Origin of the sequence: Streptosporangium sp. LJ11 (genome assembly GCF_051918945.1) — a bacterium.
GTDB lineage: Bacteria > Actinomycetota > Actinomycetes > Streptosporangiales > Streptosporangiaceae > Streptosporangium.
On the sequence record NZ_JBPXMB010000002.1, the window covers coordinates 525,259 to 537,644 of the forward strand.

The following is a 12,386-nucleotide window of genomic DNA, read 5'->3' on the forward strand; positions in this document are numbered from 1 at the left end:
GGCGCGGCCCCTCATCGCTCGGCAGGACCGACGGGTCACACCGAGTTAGTCAAGCTATACGACACGGAGGGCGAGTATCACGATCTCATCCCAAACTCTCCCGCCGGAGAAAGCGTGCCGGTCCTCCTCCACGGTTTTGACGATCTCGGCGGGAGACTGTGCCACGCAGCGCGCCAGCACGTCCGCCAGCCTGGTCTCGCCGTAGGACTCGCCCAGCTCGTTCTGCGAGGCCACCAGGCCGTCGGAGTAGAAGACCAGGGTCTGGCCGGAGGTCAGCGTGACCTCCTCGGTGAACATCTCCGCCTCGGGGGCGATGCCCAGCGGAACACCACCCCCGGCGGTGAACCGCACCCCGCCGTCGGGCAGCAGCAGCGCGGCGGGGTGGTGCCCCGCGCTGGCCAGCCTGATCTTGCGCGCCTTGATGAACCCGGTCACCGCCATCACGAACATGCCGTTGTGCTGGGCGGTCAGGGCCTGGTTCAGCTTGCGCATCACCTCGCCGGGGTCGGTCTCCCAGACGCTGAGCACGCGCAGGCCGTTGCGCACCATGGCGCTGACCGAAGCGGCCTCCTCACCCTTGCCCGCGGCGCCCCCGAGGGCAAACCCCCACCCCTCGCCGGCGCGGAAGACGTCGTAGAACTCGGCGCCGACCGGGCTAGAGCCCGCGTTGTAGATGGCCGCCGCCTCGAATCCCGGGATGTCCGGCAGGCTCCGGGGCACCACGCTGGTACGCAGCGCGTCGGCCGCCCGCGAGCGGGTCTGGAAGCTGCGCCGCGCGCGCAGCGCGAGCCCCAGATGGACGCCGATCTCCTCCATCAGCCCGAGATCGGCCAGCGAGAACGGTTCGCGGTCGCGCAGCCGCACCAGGGTCAGCGAGCCCAGCACGCCCTCCTCGCCGCCGATCGGCACGATCAGCACCGAGGCGGCCCCCATCACCCGCAGCAGCGGCGGGCCGCCGGGGACGTCGCCGAGCAGCCCGTCGTCCTCCAGCATCTCGTGCACCACGCCAGAACCGCCGGTCAGCACGTGCGCGACGGCCGGCGCGGTCAGCGGGTTCATCCCCTCGGCGAGGCGGACCAGCTGGGTCACCGGCTTGTCGCTCGGGCCGAGCACACAGGCCCGCCTGGGCATGCCGTCGCGGACCACGTCGGCGATCACCCAGTCGGCCCACTCGGCGGCCAGCAGCCGGGAGGCCCTGGTGACGGTCACCGGCTGGCGCAGGCTCTCCTCGTCGAGCAGCAGGCGGGTCATCCTGGCCAGCAGCTCCTGCCGGCGCGCCGCGGCCATGACCAGGGTGGCGTCCGAGCGGTCGGCCGGGCCGTGGGGCGGCCCCGCCACCTGCGCCTCCAGCGGCAGGATCATGACCGCGACCATCTCCTGCGGCTCGCCCGGCATCGTGAGCCGGGTGACGGCCAGCTGCACCGTGTGCGCGCGGCCCTGGTGGGCCAGCCGCGTCTGGAGGGTCGCGGTCTGGCCGCCCTGCTGGACCGCCGTCAGGTGCGAGCGGAACGCCGCCCGCCGGGAGACGTCGACGAACAGCGGGAACGAGCGGCCGATCAGGTATCCCGCGGGACTGCCCAGCATCCGGGAGGTCTCGGCGCTGATCCGCCGCACCACCCCCGAGGCGTCCAGCACCACCACCGGGATGGGGAAGGTGCGGAACACCTGCCGCAGCAGCTTGAGCTCCCGCTGCGACCCGCTCTCCCGCTCGCCCGAGCGTTTGGGCGCCTTGCGCAGCTCGCGCACCGAGGCGTCCAGCAGCTCGCGGGCGGTGTCGAGCTCCGCGAGCGCCGCGTCGAGTGTGGACCGGGGGTCGGCGGGGTAGGCGGACTTCGCCTCACGCAGGGAGGAGACCCTGGTGGTCAGCGCGTTCAGCGCCTGCTCCAGGGTCTGAAGGCCAATGGCGTCGGTCAATGCTCGTCCTCGTCAGGGGCCGGAGTGGGCTGGTCCCGTCGTAGACGGTACGCCACCCGGTAGGTCGAATCGATGCGTGGTCGGATAGTGGTTAAGTTAGCGACACAGACAAGGGGAGTCGCGAGATGGACATGGTCACCCCTGTTCTCGCCCGGGACCTCGCGGTCCTTGGCAGGGTCAGCGAGGAAACGTCGACCGAGAGCGTGCTGCGCGGGCTCACGGCCACCCTCGCGGGCGGTGTGCCCGGTTGCGCGGGCGGCTCCGCCGAGCTCTGGCGCCGGGAGCGTATGGTCGTCTCAGCCTCCCACAGCGAGCTCATCGTGCTCCTCGACAGCGAGGAGGAACTCGGCGAGGGCCCCTCGTCCGAGGCCCGCGCCACCGGGCGCCACGTGATCGTCCAGGACGTCCTGCGCGAGCCCCGCTGGCCGGCGTACACCGGTATGGCCGTCCGCTGCGGCGTCCGCTCGGTCCTGGCGATGCCCATCGTCATCGAGCACGCCGTCCTGGTCCTCGGCATGTACGGGGTGCGCCCCGGCGTCTTCGCGGCCAGGAACGTCCCGCCGCTGGCCGAGATGCTCGCCGAGCAGGTGGGGGTGGCCCTCGCCAACATGTGGGACTACGACGAGGTCCGCACCGACGCGGCCCAGATGCAGGAGGCCCTCGCCGGCCGGGCGATCATCGACCAGGCCAAGGGCATCATCATGAAGTCCAGCGGCTGCTCGGCCGAGGCGGCCTTCGACGAGCTGCGCCGCATCTCGCAGCACCACCAGGTGAAGGTCGCCGACCTGGCCAAGCTGCTGGTCGAGGAGCACCAGCGCAACCGCGAGGCGAAGAAAGAGGACAAAGAGGACTGAGGCCCCTGCCGGCGGCCCCCGCCCTCGGTGATCGGTACTTGATCGTCTCGGCCGGCCGGGGCGGTCCCCGGCCGGCCGAGACGATCGGCCGCTAGCCGAAGGCGGCGATCGCGTCGTCGATCGTGTCGTACAGGGGCAGACGCTGGGCCAGGCCGGTGATCCACATCACCTTGGTCTTGGCGTACTCCACTCCGATGAGGGCGAACTTGGCGCCCGCGGTGGTGCTGACCTGCCAGTGGTGGACGATGAGTCCCAGCGCGCGTGAGTCCATGAAGGTCACCCCGCTCAGATCCAGCGCCATGTCGAGACCGTGCTCGCCGGTCTCCGCCGCCAGGTAGTCGGCGAACTGATCCCTCGTCGTCGCGTCCAGCAGACCCGTCACCCGGATCACGTTGATCCCACTGACGAGCGCCGACGTGAGAGTCAGGGCTGCCGATCTCTCGCCGTTCTCCGACACCGTCACTCAGGGCCTCCTCGTGCCATTCGATTAGCAACCTTACTGTTACCTGGGGGCGAGTAATACTCCAGGATTCCGGGCAATAATGGAACCAGAGGTCCAGCAGAGGGCCTCGCCTCGAAAAACAGGTCGAGGCGATGCCGTCTGCCCGGATGTTGCTTCCGCGGTCGGCTCGCCCGACAGTAATACCAGGGAGCAGCAATGTCTGTTCAGGCACTCGCACTCACCGACATGACCGCTGAGGAACTCCTCGCCGAGATGTCCCTGCCTGAGATCTCCGAGTACCGCGCCGAGCGTCTGCGTGAGCGCATCGTCGAGATGCACCGCCACCTCGCCATGGAGATCGCCCGCCGCTACCGCTACCGCGGCGAGCCGCTGGAGGATCTCCTGCAGGCCGCGTACGTGGGGCTGATGAAGGCCATCAACGGCTTCGACCCGACCCTCGGGCACCCCTTCCGCGGCTACGCCGTGGTCACCATGACCGGTGAGGTCAAGCGCCACTTCCGCGACCGCACCTGGGCCATCCGCGTCCCCCGCGTCTACCAGGAGCGCAGGGCCGAGCTGAACCGCCTGGTCTCCGACCTCAGCCAGGACCTCGGCCGAGCCCCCACGGTCGCCGAGCTGGCCAAGAAGATGCACATCTCCGAAGAGGACGTCCTGCTCACCCTCGACGCCTCCGCCGCCTACAGCGCCCTCTCGCTGGACGCCCCGCTCGGCGCCGACGACGACGCCGCCGCGCTGGGCGACGTCATCCCCGACGAGGACGACGCGCTGGGCACGCTCGTGGATCGAGAGGCGGTCAAGCCGCTGATCGACAAGCTGCCGGATCGGGAGAAGAACATCCTCCTGCTGCGTTTCTTCGGCAACATGACCCAGGCCGAGATAGCGGCGGAATTCGGGATCTCCCAGATGCACGTCTCCCGTATCCTGCGGAAGGTGCTTGACCAGCTCCGCGAGGAACTTGTCGCCGAATGCTGAATACACCGCTCGTTACAGGGCACCCAAGTCGGCGACAACGGACGTGGCGTAAGGTGCGTTTGAATGGATCCCGGATGCTGAGGACAACGGCGGACTGGGACAGGGGAGGCGGATCTCGGGTGAACGAGGACGGTGTTCGTCCCGCTCGCTTCACGGCGAGCGGCGGCCGTTCCCCGATGATCCCGGCCGGAGCCGCTGTCGCCGAGCTCGCCTTCTGCCTTCCTGACCTTCCCGACGTGCGCGACTTCGCCTCCGCCCAGGCCGTGCGGAGCGGCATGTCCCAGGAGGGCCTCGCCGACTTCCTGGTGGCGCTGAACGAGGTGGCCACCAACGCGGTCACCCACGGTCACACCACCGCCAAGGCCGTGCTGCGGATGTGGACGGTCGGCCGGACCCTCGTCGTGGAGATCCACGACGAGGGTCAGTGGGACCCCGGACCCAACCCGGGGGAGACACCCCCCGGGCCGCACGCGACCAGCGGCATGGGCCTGTGGGTGGCCCGGATGGTCAGCTCCGACATCAAGTTCGAGACCGGGGCCTCGGGAACGTTCATCACCATGTCGTTCAAGGTCTGAATGTCGTTCGAGGTCTGAACCCGCCGCTCCGGGACACGCCCGGACCCGTGCGGGGATCGTGGGCGGCGCCACGTGGCCACGTGGCGCCGCCCACGATCTTCGCCTTCCTTCCTCCCCTTCGCCGGCGCGAGGCGCGCACATCGCCATCGACGCCGGTTTTCTCATGCCCTGCGCGGGTCCCCGCCGGAAACGCCGGACGGCACCGCCGGGGCTCCGTGCGCCCTCACGTGTCCTTCGCCCGCACCGCCCGCACCGCTCGGCCTGCCCGGCTCCCGGCCTCCCAAGGAACGGGAGGCCGGGCGGACGGACGAACGGGGCGCAGGCGGACGGGCGAATGGGAGGCGGGCGGACGAACGGGAAGGGCCCCGTCCGCGTGGACGAGGCCCTTCCCGTTTCGACAGCCATCCTTGAGGCGGACCTCCCCGGTGCGGGGCCGCCTCCGGAAGGCCTAGCGCCTACGGCGCCAGCCGCCCCCGCCACCGGTGGTGGTCCGCGGGCCGGCCGAGCCGATCCCGGCCTGGTGCAGTGCGAGCAGCAGAAGTCCGAGAAGCAGGAAGCCGGTCCCGGTGAGCGGGCCGAGCCTGGTGTTGATCAGGTCAAGCAGGAATCCAAGGCCGAACACGACGGCGGCGGCGATTGCGAGCATGGTTACCTCGTTCCAGCGGAGACGTTCAGGAGCTGTTCCAGAGTCGCCCGGTAGTCGCGCAGAGCGGTCCGGAGGTCTTCGGTGTCGTTCTTCTCGGTGTTCTTCCAGCGCCCCTGGAGCTCGGTGGCCCGGGTCTCCAGCGCGTTCCGCAGGGAACTCGTGACCTCGTCGAGCAGGGAGTCGGCCCGTTCCACCGCGTCACGCGGGTCGTCCACGAAACCGGCCTGAACCTCCTGCCAGCGCCGCCGTACGTCGTCGGCGTCCTGATCGAACAGGGCCCCGGCAGTGGCGGGCGCGGTGGCGGCGGGCGTCTGCTCGGTCTCCGTGGGGGTGAAGCCCGTACCCTCGTCGAGCACGTCGTCCGGCCGGTCCGCGGTGTTCTCGGGGAAACCGGGGGTCACCGGGGAGCCCGTGCCGGGCACCGTGGCGTCGTGCGCGGCGGTGCCGGCCACCGGCGTGCCCGGGGTCGCGGCGGAGGACTGGGCGTGGGCGAACGGGCTGTCGTTCCTGCCGTCGTCGTTGAGATCACCCGGCACGCCGCGCCGGTCGTCGTCGAGCGGGGCGTCCGAACCGGTGGTGACGCGCCGGTCGTCGCTCGATTCGACGACGAGGACGTCGTCGCGGTCACCGATCAGGGGGTCGCGCGTACCGGTGTCCGGGTCGACGGGCGCGGTGTCCGTGCGGCCGGCGTCGCCGTGGCGCGGCTCCTGGAACTCGGGGGTCACGTCCTGCCCGTGCCGCGGCGCGTTCAGATCGTCCTCGTCGAACTTGCGGACCGCCCGGTCGTCGTTCTCGTCCGCCTTGTGGACCAGCTGGTCCTTATCGGGATTGAATCGGTCGTTCATCTCGGTTCACCGTCCTTGGGTGTCGCGTCGGGAGGCTCGCCCGGCGTCGTCGGTGGTCTCGGGCTCGGGGGAATTCGCCCCTGGGACGTCCCGATCGGTGGGAACCGTGGAACCCGTCCGCCCTGAGTCCCCGCCGACGGCCTCGGCCCGCCGGGAACCCCGGTCGCCGTCGGCCGAACTGCCGGGGGCATCGAGCAGTTCCTCGAACAGGGCGCGGTAGTGAACCATGGCCTGCCGGAGTTCCTCGGTGGAGGCCTCCTTGTGCGCGGCCCGGGTGCTGATCTCGTGAGCCTGCCGGTAGTGGTCGAGAGTGCGGCCGTGCGCGACCGACAGGTCGGAGAGCCGCTGCTCGAAGTCCTCGGTCGGGTAGCCGCGCTCCGCCATCACGGAGGTGACCAGGTGGTCGGCCTCCGTCACCGCGAAGCCGGGAGCGTCCACGAACCGCTCCTGGACCTCCATCCACTTCTTCGCGTAGATCTCGCGCGTCCCGGCGTCCAGGGCGCGGATGTCGAGGGAGCTGAAGCGCTGCTCGCGAGCGATGAGTTCCTGCTCGGCGTCGCGCCTGTTCTCGCGCTCCTGAACGGTACGTTCGTATTCGGGGCCGAAGCGGTCGCGAAGCCGGTGTCGGCGCTGCTGCTGCAGCACGAAATAGCCGACTGCGACGATCGCCACCACCGCGACCACGACGACGGCCACCCAGATCACGGTGGACATGTCTGCCTCCGGTTGTGTAGGCGCTTGTACCCGTGCGCTGCCCTAGGGTCAAGGCTCGAAACCGGTTACCGACATCTGCGGCGTGCCACTACTCGGTCTGGATTTAATGTTTTACCGAGATTTTTCGGGTAGTTACTGATCTTTTGTTGAGCCTTCGATCACGGCCCCGCACTCGTGCTCACTCCTTCGCGTGATCCTCGACGCCGCCGGAGGCTCCGGCGGCGTCGATCGCCTTCCGGGCCTCGTTCACCATCCTTTCGACCAGCCAATCCCCGGGAGAGGCGGGAACCTCGAGGAACCCCCTGCCGGACTCGTACGAGATGTCCATGCCGGAGGCGACCAGCCGTCCGGCCCAGCGCAGCGCCGTGTTCAGCTTCTCGGCGGGAATCGCCCGCCCCTGCGCCACGGACGAGAGATTGCGCAGGTTCGTCGCGGGCCCGGACTGGTTGTGCGCCCGGTCCAGCTTCCACGGGATGGCCCGCGAGTGATCGAGCATCGGCTTCGAGAGCCCGGCCGCCCGCTTCGCCTGCAAGATCCCGGACTCGCTCACCCCGAACCGCGCGGCCAGCTCCGCGTTCGACAACCCCTGCCCGGCCAGTCGCCGCAGCTCCTCCTGGTCGATCAACGCCTTACGCCCCACGTGCCCTCGCCCTTCGCGCGATCGCCTGCCCTCGCGGGCGTCGCCGTGTGCGAAGCCCCCTCGATCTGCGCTAAGGTTATGACGTCCCGCCCGAGAGGGCGCCGGACAACCGGGACGTAGCGCAGCTTGGTAGCGCACTTGACTGGGGGTCAAGGGGTCGCAGGTTCAAATCCTGTCGTCCCGACCAGGTTTTAGCTGGTCGGCAAGGGTGTCACCCGAAAGGGAGGCACCCTTTCTTCGTTCTGGGTGACTAACTGAGTGACTATCGCTCCCGTCACGTGAAGATCCGGTCCATCGCCTCCGCCCCGCCGAGCAGGACCGGGCGGATCTGCTTCCGGTAGACCGCCTCCGTCACCGCTGTCCCGCTGCGGCCGACGAGACGCGCGATGTCCTCCAGGGGTACGCCGGAGTCGGACAGCAGCGAGACGAAGCTGTGCCGCATCTCCCGAGGCGTCCAGTCCTTCGCGGGCAGCCCGGCGTCCTTCACGATCTTCCGGAACGCCCGCCGTACGTTGTGGGAGTCCAGGGGAGTGCCGACGAGGGAGGCGAAGACGAGATCGTTCTCCGTCCACCTCGCGCCCGCCGTCTCCCGCTCCCTGGCCTGTTGGGTCCGGTGCTCCCGGAGGGCTTCGACGCAGCGACGAGGCAGCGCGAGAGATCTCCGCGACTTCCGGGTCTTGGTGTCGCCGCCCTCCCGCACAGAGCGCCACACGGCGATCCACGGGAGAGTGTCGGCGCCCGGCTTGCCGTCGAGATCCACCTCCGACCAGACGAGCGCCCGCAGCTCTTCCGTCCGGGCACCGATGAGGAGCGAGAGCACCACGTAGGCGTACATCCGGGTGCCGCTCGCGGCCTTGAGGATGGCTTCCGCCTGGTCGAGGGTGAGCGCCTTGGAACGGCCGCCCCTCCTTTCCCTCGGGGACCTCGCAGAGGCCCACCACGTTGCGCTTCACCTTGTCGCGGGACTGGGCGAACCTCACCGCCCGGTTCAGGCACGAGTGGAGGAGGCGGACCGTTCGAGCGCTGAGCGTCCTGGCCTTCCCCATGAGCCACCGGTCCACGTCCTCCGCGCTCAACTCCCGCAGCTTCCGGGCGCCCAGGCCGGGGATGACGTGCTTTTCACAGAGGGTCCGGTAGTTGGCCACGGTGTTCGGGTCGCGTCCGTGTAAGCCGTAGGTGAGCCAGCCCGTCACGGCGTCGGCGACGGTGTAGTTGGCCGGACCGCTCGCCAGCCCGTCGTCATAGTCGCGGATGATCTATTTGAGCTTGGCCTTGGCTTCGGTCTTGGTCTTGCCGCTGGCCTTCTTGACGATGCGCTTTCCGGCCGGGGTGTAGCCGACGGTGACCGAGGCGATCCAGCGTTCGCGGGTCTCGTCCCAGTGCAGGCCGCCGTCTCCGCGGCTGCGTCGTGTGGTCATGATGCCCTCGCTTCCTGTTCGAGTAGTGCGACGTAGTCGGAGATGGCCGAGGCCGGGATGAGCCGGGTCCGGCCCTGGGTGACCGAGCGCAGACGGCCCGATCGGATCTGTTCGTAGATCACGCTGCGGCTCATGCTGAGCAGGTACATGGCTTCGCTGACGCGATACAGCCGCCGATCGGCGGGCGGTGGGGGTGCGGTCAACCGTCCTCCCGTTTTGCCGCGATGGCGCGGGCCTGGGAGACGCGGTGCCGGATGTGTTCGGCCATGATCGCCTCACCGGGGGTGTAGCCCATCCCGGCGAACCGCCAGTGCCCGAGCACGAGCGTTGTCTCATCACCGAGAGCGGGTAGACCGCGCTGTTTGCGTGCTTCGGTGGCGCGGTGGGTGGAGCGCACCTGCCGCAGGTCACCCAGGGTGGTGGAGTAGGCGCGGCTCTTGGTGGAGAAGTGGCCCCGAAAGCCCAGCATGTGCGCCCATGGCCGCAGTCGCAGTGTGGCCAACTCCGTGCGCCCAGTTCCCAGCAGGTGCGGATCATGCGCCGGGCGTACTGGCACGGATGAGTTCGACAGTGTCATGGTGGAGCTGGTGATCAGTACGGTCATCCTGGCTGAGGCTGCCACCGAGCTGCGTGAGAAGTTTGGGGAGTTGGCCCGGCAAAGGTCGGGGCTATCCGATAGTCCTGCGGGTGTGATTCGGCATAGCGCGCTGGGTGCGCGCACCGAGCAGTGACCAGCAAGATTCAGGCCAGTGGCAGGCGTGCGGGATCGACATTCACCATACTGACGTAATGGAAGATTGGGCCGACGCAGTACGTGCGGCGGAGGGGCGTGGTGACTGGGATGAAGCGATCTCGGCAATCAGCTCTGTTGCCGAGTGTTACAGCCATGAGGTGCCCTGCAGATTCCGGACAGTTGTCTACATAAGCTGACAGAAGTCTGGAAGAGGTAGGTACGTGACGAGGCGTCGTAGGCAGTTCTCGCGGGAGTTCAAGGAAGAAGCCGTCCGCATGGTGCTGGAGGGCGAGCGGACGGTCGCGTCGGTGGCGCGGGAGTTCAACATCAACGCCAGCACTCTGGGCAGCTGGGTGAACCGGCATCGGATCGTGAGCACCCAAGACGAGCAGCGACCGGTTTCCGGGCCGGAACGGGCGCGGATCCGGGAGCTGGAGCGGGAGAACGCGGAGCTGCGTGAGAAGCTGACGTTCTTGAAAAAAGCAGCCGCCTTCTTCGCAGCCGAGAGTCGATGACGCTCGCCAAGTACGAGCTGATCGATGCGGAGAAGGCATGTCACTCCATCGCCCGGATGTGCGCCTGGCTGGGAGTGTCTCGCTCGGGCTACTACGAATGGCGTGAGCGGCCGGCCTCGGCCACCGCGCAACGCCGGAGGCTGCTGGCAGCCGGGGTCGCCGAGATCTTCACCGACTCGCACGAGACCTACGGCTACCGGCGCGTCCACGCGACCCTGCGCCGCCGCGGCGAGCACTGCTCAGCCGAACTGGTACGCGCCCTGATGCGCACCCTGGGCCTGATCCCGGCCCAGGTACGGGCGTTTCGGCCGACAACCACCGTGCACGGCGACTTTCGCGGCATCCCCGACCTGGTCTCCCGCGACTTCACCGCCACCCGGCCGGGGATCAAACTGGTCGGCGATATCACCTATATCCGCACCTGGGAGGGCTTCCTGTACCTGGCCACCGTGATCGACTGCCACAGCAAAGCAGTCCTTGGCTGGGCAATGGCCGACCACTACCGCACCGACCTGATCAAGGCCGCGATCCAGATGGCCGTCGGCACCGGCCTGCTCCAGCCCGGCGCCGTGTTCCACGCCGACCGCGGCTCGAACTACACCAGCGACGAGTTCGGCCGTTTCCTGGCCGGGCTGGACATCCGCCGCTCGGTCGGCCGCACCGGGGTCTGCTACGACAACGCGATGGCCGAGTCGTTCTTCAGCGCGCTCAAGAACGAATGGCTGCACCGCTTCGTCTTCACCACCCGAGCCAAGGCAAGACGACAAATCATCCGCTACATCGAAGGGTTCTACAACCACCGACGCCTGCACTCCGCGCTCGGCTACCGGCCACCCCTGGAAGTACTCAACGAGGCCCTTTCAACCCAAACAGCCGCATAGGCTACGCCCATAAGACGGCTGTCCGGAATCACCGTGGCCCCTCACCATGACTACGTCCGGCACGATGCGCATCTGTGGCATATGGACCTGCTTGCGAGGGCAGGACGTCTCGACGAGCTGGCCCTGCGGGGTGAGACCGACCGGCACGCGCAACGACGGCTGGACCGGCTGCTGTACGAGGAAGGCCGCGACAACGAGCTACGGCGCCGCGCCCAATATAGGGATAAGACTGCCCTGTACTTGCTCGTGCGTCTGCTCCGTCGGCGAGGAGAGCAGGCCGCTGCTCAGCAAGCGGTTGCTGATATCGATGAGACGGACTCCTACGCATTGCAACTGGCACATGATTCCCTCGCCAGCACCAAGGTGAGTAATCAACTGAGTGACAATGGCCCTGGATTCTCGCGGACGCTCATGGGCGACAGCGGACGATCCCAGCAGGAAGAGCGTGATTCCAGACCAAATTGAACCGGTACCGCGATTACTTCGCATCCAAGGGGTCAGGGGTTCACGGCCGTGAGTGAAATCCATGGAACTCACGCTCAAGCGGGGCAGCCATATCATGGCCCGTCCGACCAAGAGCGAATGTGCGCCCAAGGTAGGTGAACGGCCAGCGCCCCTACGGGTCTCCCTCAGTCGTGCCTAGGACCTCTTCGTGCTCCGAGGAAGGGGTGATGCGGCCATTCCTGAGCCAGTACCTCAGCGAGTAACGGCTGGGTCGTTCCGCTGACGTATGGCGCGCCGTTCGGTCCTTTCTCGGCCAGCACCGTGGCGGTCGCCTTTGCTCCGTAGACGTCCGGCCATGGTTCGACGCGATTGACCAGCACCCCGCTAAAGGTCAATGATTTCCATGTGTTTCCTCCTGCTCGCCCGGCGGCCATGGTGCGCTCGAATTCCTCCTCGGAGGTGAAGGCCAACCAAACACCGAGCGTGGCCGTTAGTCCACCTTCCAGACGAATGGGCAGGATCGCTCTCATGAAGGAACCAACGTCAGACACTATGACGGTACGGCTCTCGTAGTCGATCACTGGATCGGGCTGCTCGGACTCGAATTGCTCAGCTAGATCGTCTGGGTACAAGAAATCCCAGGCGAGGTTGTCGTCTGACAGTTCCTCGCCGCAGCAGTAGCACGTCTTGGGCTCAGAGCGTGTTTGAGAGCGGGCGTTGCAACACCGTGATCTTGGTTGGTGAGACTGGTCGGTGTGCAAGAGCAGGACGG

16 protein-coding genes and 1 tRNA gene are annotated in these 12,386 nt (G+C 68.0%); 6 read left to right on the plus strand and 11 right to left on the minus strand.

Going from position 1 to position 12,386, the window contains the following annotated elements; translation table 11 throughout:
* Positions 1–54: 54 nt before the first annotated feature.
* On the minus strand, positions 55–1,914 hold the full coding sequence (locus tag ACTOQ3_RS04760; protein WP_440082160.1) for a SpoIIE family protein phosphatase: 1,860 nt from the start codon (positions 1,912–1,914) through the stop codon (positions 55–57).
* 125 nt (positions 1,915–2,039) lie between these two features.
* Here ACTOQ3_RS04760 and ACTOQ3_RS04765 point away from each other — a divergent pair, with 125 nt between their 5' ends.
* Positions 2,040–2,768 (plus strand): ANTAR domain-containing protein, encoded by a 729-nt coding sequence (locus ACTOQ3_RS04765; protein ID WP_440082161.1) that lies wholly within the window; start codon positions 2,040–2,042, stop codon positions 2,766–2,768.
* A gap of 91 nt (positions 2,769–2,859) precedes the next feature.
* Here ACTOQ3_RS04765 and ACTOQ3_RS04770 read toward each other — a convergent pair whose 3' ends face one another.
* Positions 2,860–3,231 (minus strand): STAS domain-containing protein, encoded by a 372-nt coding sequence (locus ACTOQ3_RS04770; protein ID WP_329093567.1) that lies wholly within the window; start codon positions 3,229–3,231, stop codon positions 2,860–2,862.
* A 195-nt stretch (positions 3,232–3,426) separates the two neighbouring features.
* On the opposite strand from ACTOQ3_RS04770, the gene ACTOQ3_RS04775 reads away from it, so the two are divergent.
* Entirely contained in the window at positions 3,427–4,203 is a 777-nt protein-coding gene (locus ACTOQ3_RS04775) for a SigB/SigF/SigG family RNA polymerase sigma factor (RefSeq protein WP_362675953.1), read from the plus strand.
* Between the two features lie 74 nt (positions 4,204–4,277).
* Positions 4,278–4,778, plus strand: coding sequence for an ATP-binding protein (locus tag ACTOQ3_RS04780; RefSeq protein ID WP_362675950.1), 501 nt, complete (start codon positions 4,278–4,280; stop codon positions 4,776–4,778).
* A 448-nt stretch (positions 4,779–5,226) separates the two neighbouring features.
* On the opposite strand, the gene ACTOQ3_RS04785 is transcribed toward ACTOQ3_RS04780, so the two are convergent.
* The 4 genes from ACTOQ3_RS04785 to ACTOQ3_RS04800 form a co-directional block, all read right to left on the minus strand.
* Positions 5,227–5,424: a hypothetical protein gene (locus ACTOQ3_RS04785; protein ID WP_350967358.1), complete on the minus strand. Its 198-nt coding sequence runs from the start codon at positions 5,422–5,424 to the stop codon at positions 5,227–5,229.
* A 2-nt stretch (positions 5,425–5,426) separates the two neighbouring features.
* Positions 5,427–6,269 (minus strand): hypothetical protein, encoded by an 843-nt coding sequence (locus ACTOQ3_RS04790; protein ID WP_440082162.1) that lies wholly within the window; start codon positions 6,267–6,269, stop codon positions 5,427–5,429.
* Positions 6,270–6,275: 6 nt separating this feature from the next.
* Positions 6,276–6,983 (minus strand): hypothetical protein, encoded by a 708-nt coding sequence (locus ACTOQ3_RS04795; RefSeq protein WP_440082163.1) that lies wholly within the window; start codon positions 6,981–6,983, stop codon positions 6,276–6,278.
* Positions 6,984–7,161: 178 nt separating this feature from the next.
* Positions 7,162–7,623: a hypothetical protein gene (locus ACTOQ3_RS04800; RefSeq protein WP_440082164.1), complete on the minus strand. Its 462-nt coding sequence runs from the start codon at positions 7,621–7,623 to the stop codon at positions 7,162–7,164.
* Between the two features lie 110 nt (positions 7,624–7,733).
* Between ACTOQ3_RS04800 and ACTOQ3_RS04805 the strand changes: the two genes are divergently transcribed.
* Positions 7,734–7,810: transfer RNA gene (locus ACTOQ3_RS04805), tRNA-Pro, on the plus strand.
* Between the two features lie 87 nt (positions 7,811–7,897).
* Here ACTOQ3_RS04805 and ACTOQ3_RS04810 read toward each other — a convergent pair.
* The 4 genes from ACTOQ3_RS04810 to ACTOQ3_RS04825 all read right to left on the minus strand — a co-directional run bounded on the left by ACTOQ3_RS04810 (position 7,898) and on the right by ACTOQ3_RS04825 (position 9,645).
* Positions 7,898–8,458 carry a site-specific integrase gene (locus ACTOQ3_RS04810; RefSeq protein ID WP_440082165.1) on the minus strand — a complete coding sequence of 187 codons (561 nt, stop codon included), beginning with the start codon at positions 8,456–8,458 and terminating at the stop codon, positions 7,898–7,900.
* A 421-nt stretch (positions 8,459–8,879) separates the two neighbouring features.
* Entirely contained in the window at positions 8,880–9,041 is a 162-nt protein-coding gene (locus ACTOQ3_RS04815) for a hypothetical protein (RefSeq protein WP_440082166.1), read from the minus strand.
* The gene (locus ACTOQ3_RS04820) at positions 9,038–9,244 is read right to left on the minus strand and encodes a helix-turn-helix domain-containing protein (RefSeq protein ID WP_440082167.1); all 207 of its coding nucleotides are present in this window, start codon (positions 9,242–9,244) and stop codon (positions 9,038–9,040) included. The genes ACTOQ3_RS04815 and ACTOQ3_RS04820 overlap by 4 nt, the downstream gene beginning before the upstream one ends.
* Positions 9,241–9,645: a replication initiator gene (locus tag ACTOQ3_RS04825; protein ID WP_440082168.1), complete on the minus strand. Its 405-nt coding sequence runs from the start codon at positions 9,643–9,645 to the stop codon at positions 9,241–9,243. The genes ACTOQ3_RS04820 and ACTOQ3_RS04825 overlap by 4 nt, the downstream gene beginning before the upstream one ends.
* 350 nt (positions 9,646–9,995) lie before the next feature.
* Between ACTOQ3_RS04825 and ACTOQ3_RS04830 the strand changes: the two genes are divergently transcribed.
* Together ACTOQ3_RS04830 and ACTOQ3_RS04835 are read left to right on the plus strand one after the other, a co-directional pair.
* Positions 9,996–11,170 (plus strand): IS3 family transposase gene (locus ACTOQ3_RS04830; protein WP_440082169.1). Its coding sequence is split into 2 segments (ribosomal slippage): positions 9,996–10,233 and positions 10,233–11,170, totalling 1,176 coding nucleotides; the frame shifts between segments, so codons are not numbered across the junction.
* An 81-nt stretch (positions 11,171–11,251) separates the two neighbouring features.
* The gene (locus ACTOQ3_RS04835) at positions 11,252–11,635 is read left to right on the plus strand and encodes a hypothetical protein (RefSeq protein WP_440082170.1); all 384 of its coding nucleotides are present in this window, start codon (positions 11,252–11,254) and stop codon (positions 11,633–11,635) included.
* A 164-nt stretch (positions 11,636–11,799) separates the two neighbouring features.
* On the opposite strand, the gene ACTOQ3_RS04840 is transcribed toward ACTOQ3_RS04835, so the two are convergent.
* Positions 11,800–12,386, minus strand: a 587-nt coding sequence (locus ACTOQ3_RS04840; protein ID WP_440082171.1) for a DUF2199 domain-containing protein, incomplete at its 5' end; no start/stop codon positions are given.

Bases quoted from the DNA above. Each gene is read 5' to 3' on its own strand.
- ACTOQ3_RS04785 (WP_350967358.1), bottom strand. From the start codon at position 5,424: ATGCTCGCAATCGCCGCCGCCGTCGTGTTCGGCCTTGGATTCCTGCTT.
- ACTOQ3_RS04795 (WP_440082163.1), bottom strand. From the start codon at position 6,983: ATGTCCACCGTGATCTGGGTGGCCGTCGTCGTGGTCGCGGTGGTGGCG.
- ACTOQ3_RS04765 (WP_440082161.1), top strand. From the start codon at position 2,040: ATGGACATGGTCACCCCTGTTCTCGCCCGGGACCTCGCGGTCCTTGGC.
- ACTOQ3_RS04780 (WP_362675950.1), top strand. From the start codon at position 4,278: ATGCTGAGGACAACGGCGGACTGGGACAGGGGAGGCGGATCTCGGGTG.
- ACTOQ3_RS04825 (WP_440082168.1), bottom strand. From the start codon at position 9,645: ATGACCGTACTGATCACCAGCTCCACCATGACACTGTCGAACTCATCC.
- ACTOQ3_RS04810 (WP_440082165.1), bottom strand. From the start codon at position 8,458: ATGTACGCCTACGTGGTGCTCTCGCTCCTCATCGGTGCCCGGACGGAA.
- ACTOQ3_RS04775 (WP_362675953.1), top strand. From the start codon at position 3,427: ATGTCTGTTCAGGCACTCGCACTCACCGACATGACCGCTGAGGAACTC.
- ACTOQ3_RS04835 (WP_440082170.1), top strand. From the start codon at position 11,252: ATGGACCTGCTTGCGAGGGCAGGACGTCTCGACGAGCTGGCCCTGCGG.
- ACTOQ3_RS04815 (WP_440082166.1), bottom strand. From the start codon at position 9,041: ATGACCACACGACGCAGCCGCGGAGACGGCGGCCTGCACTGGGACGAG.
- ACTOQ3_RS04790 (WP_440082162.1), bottom strand. From the start codon at position 6,269: ATGAACGACCGATTCAATCCCGATAAGGACCAGCTGGTCCACAAGGCG.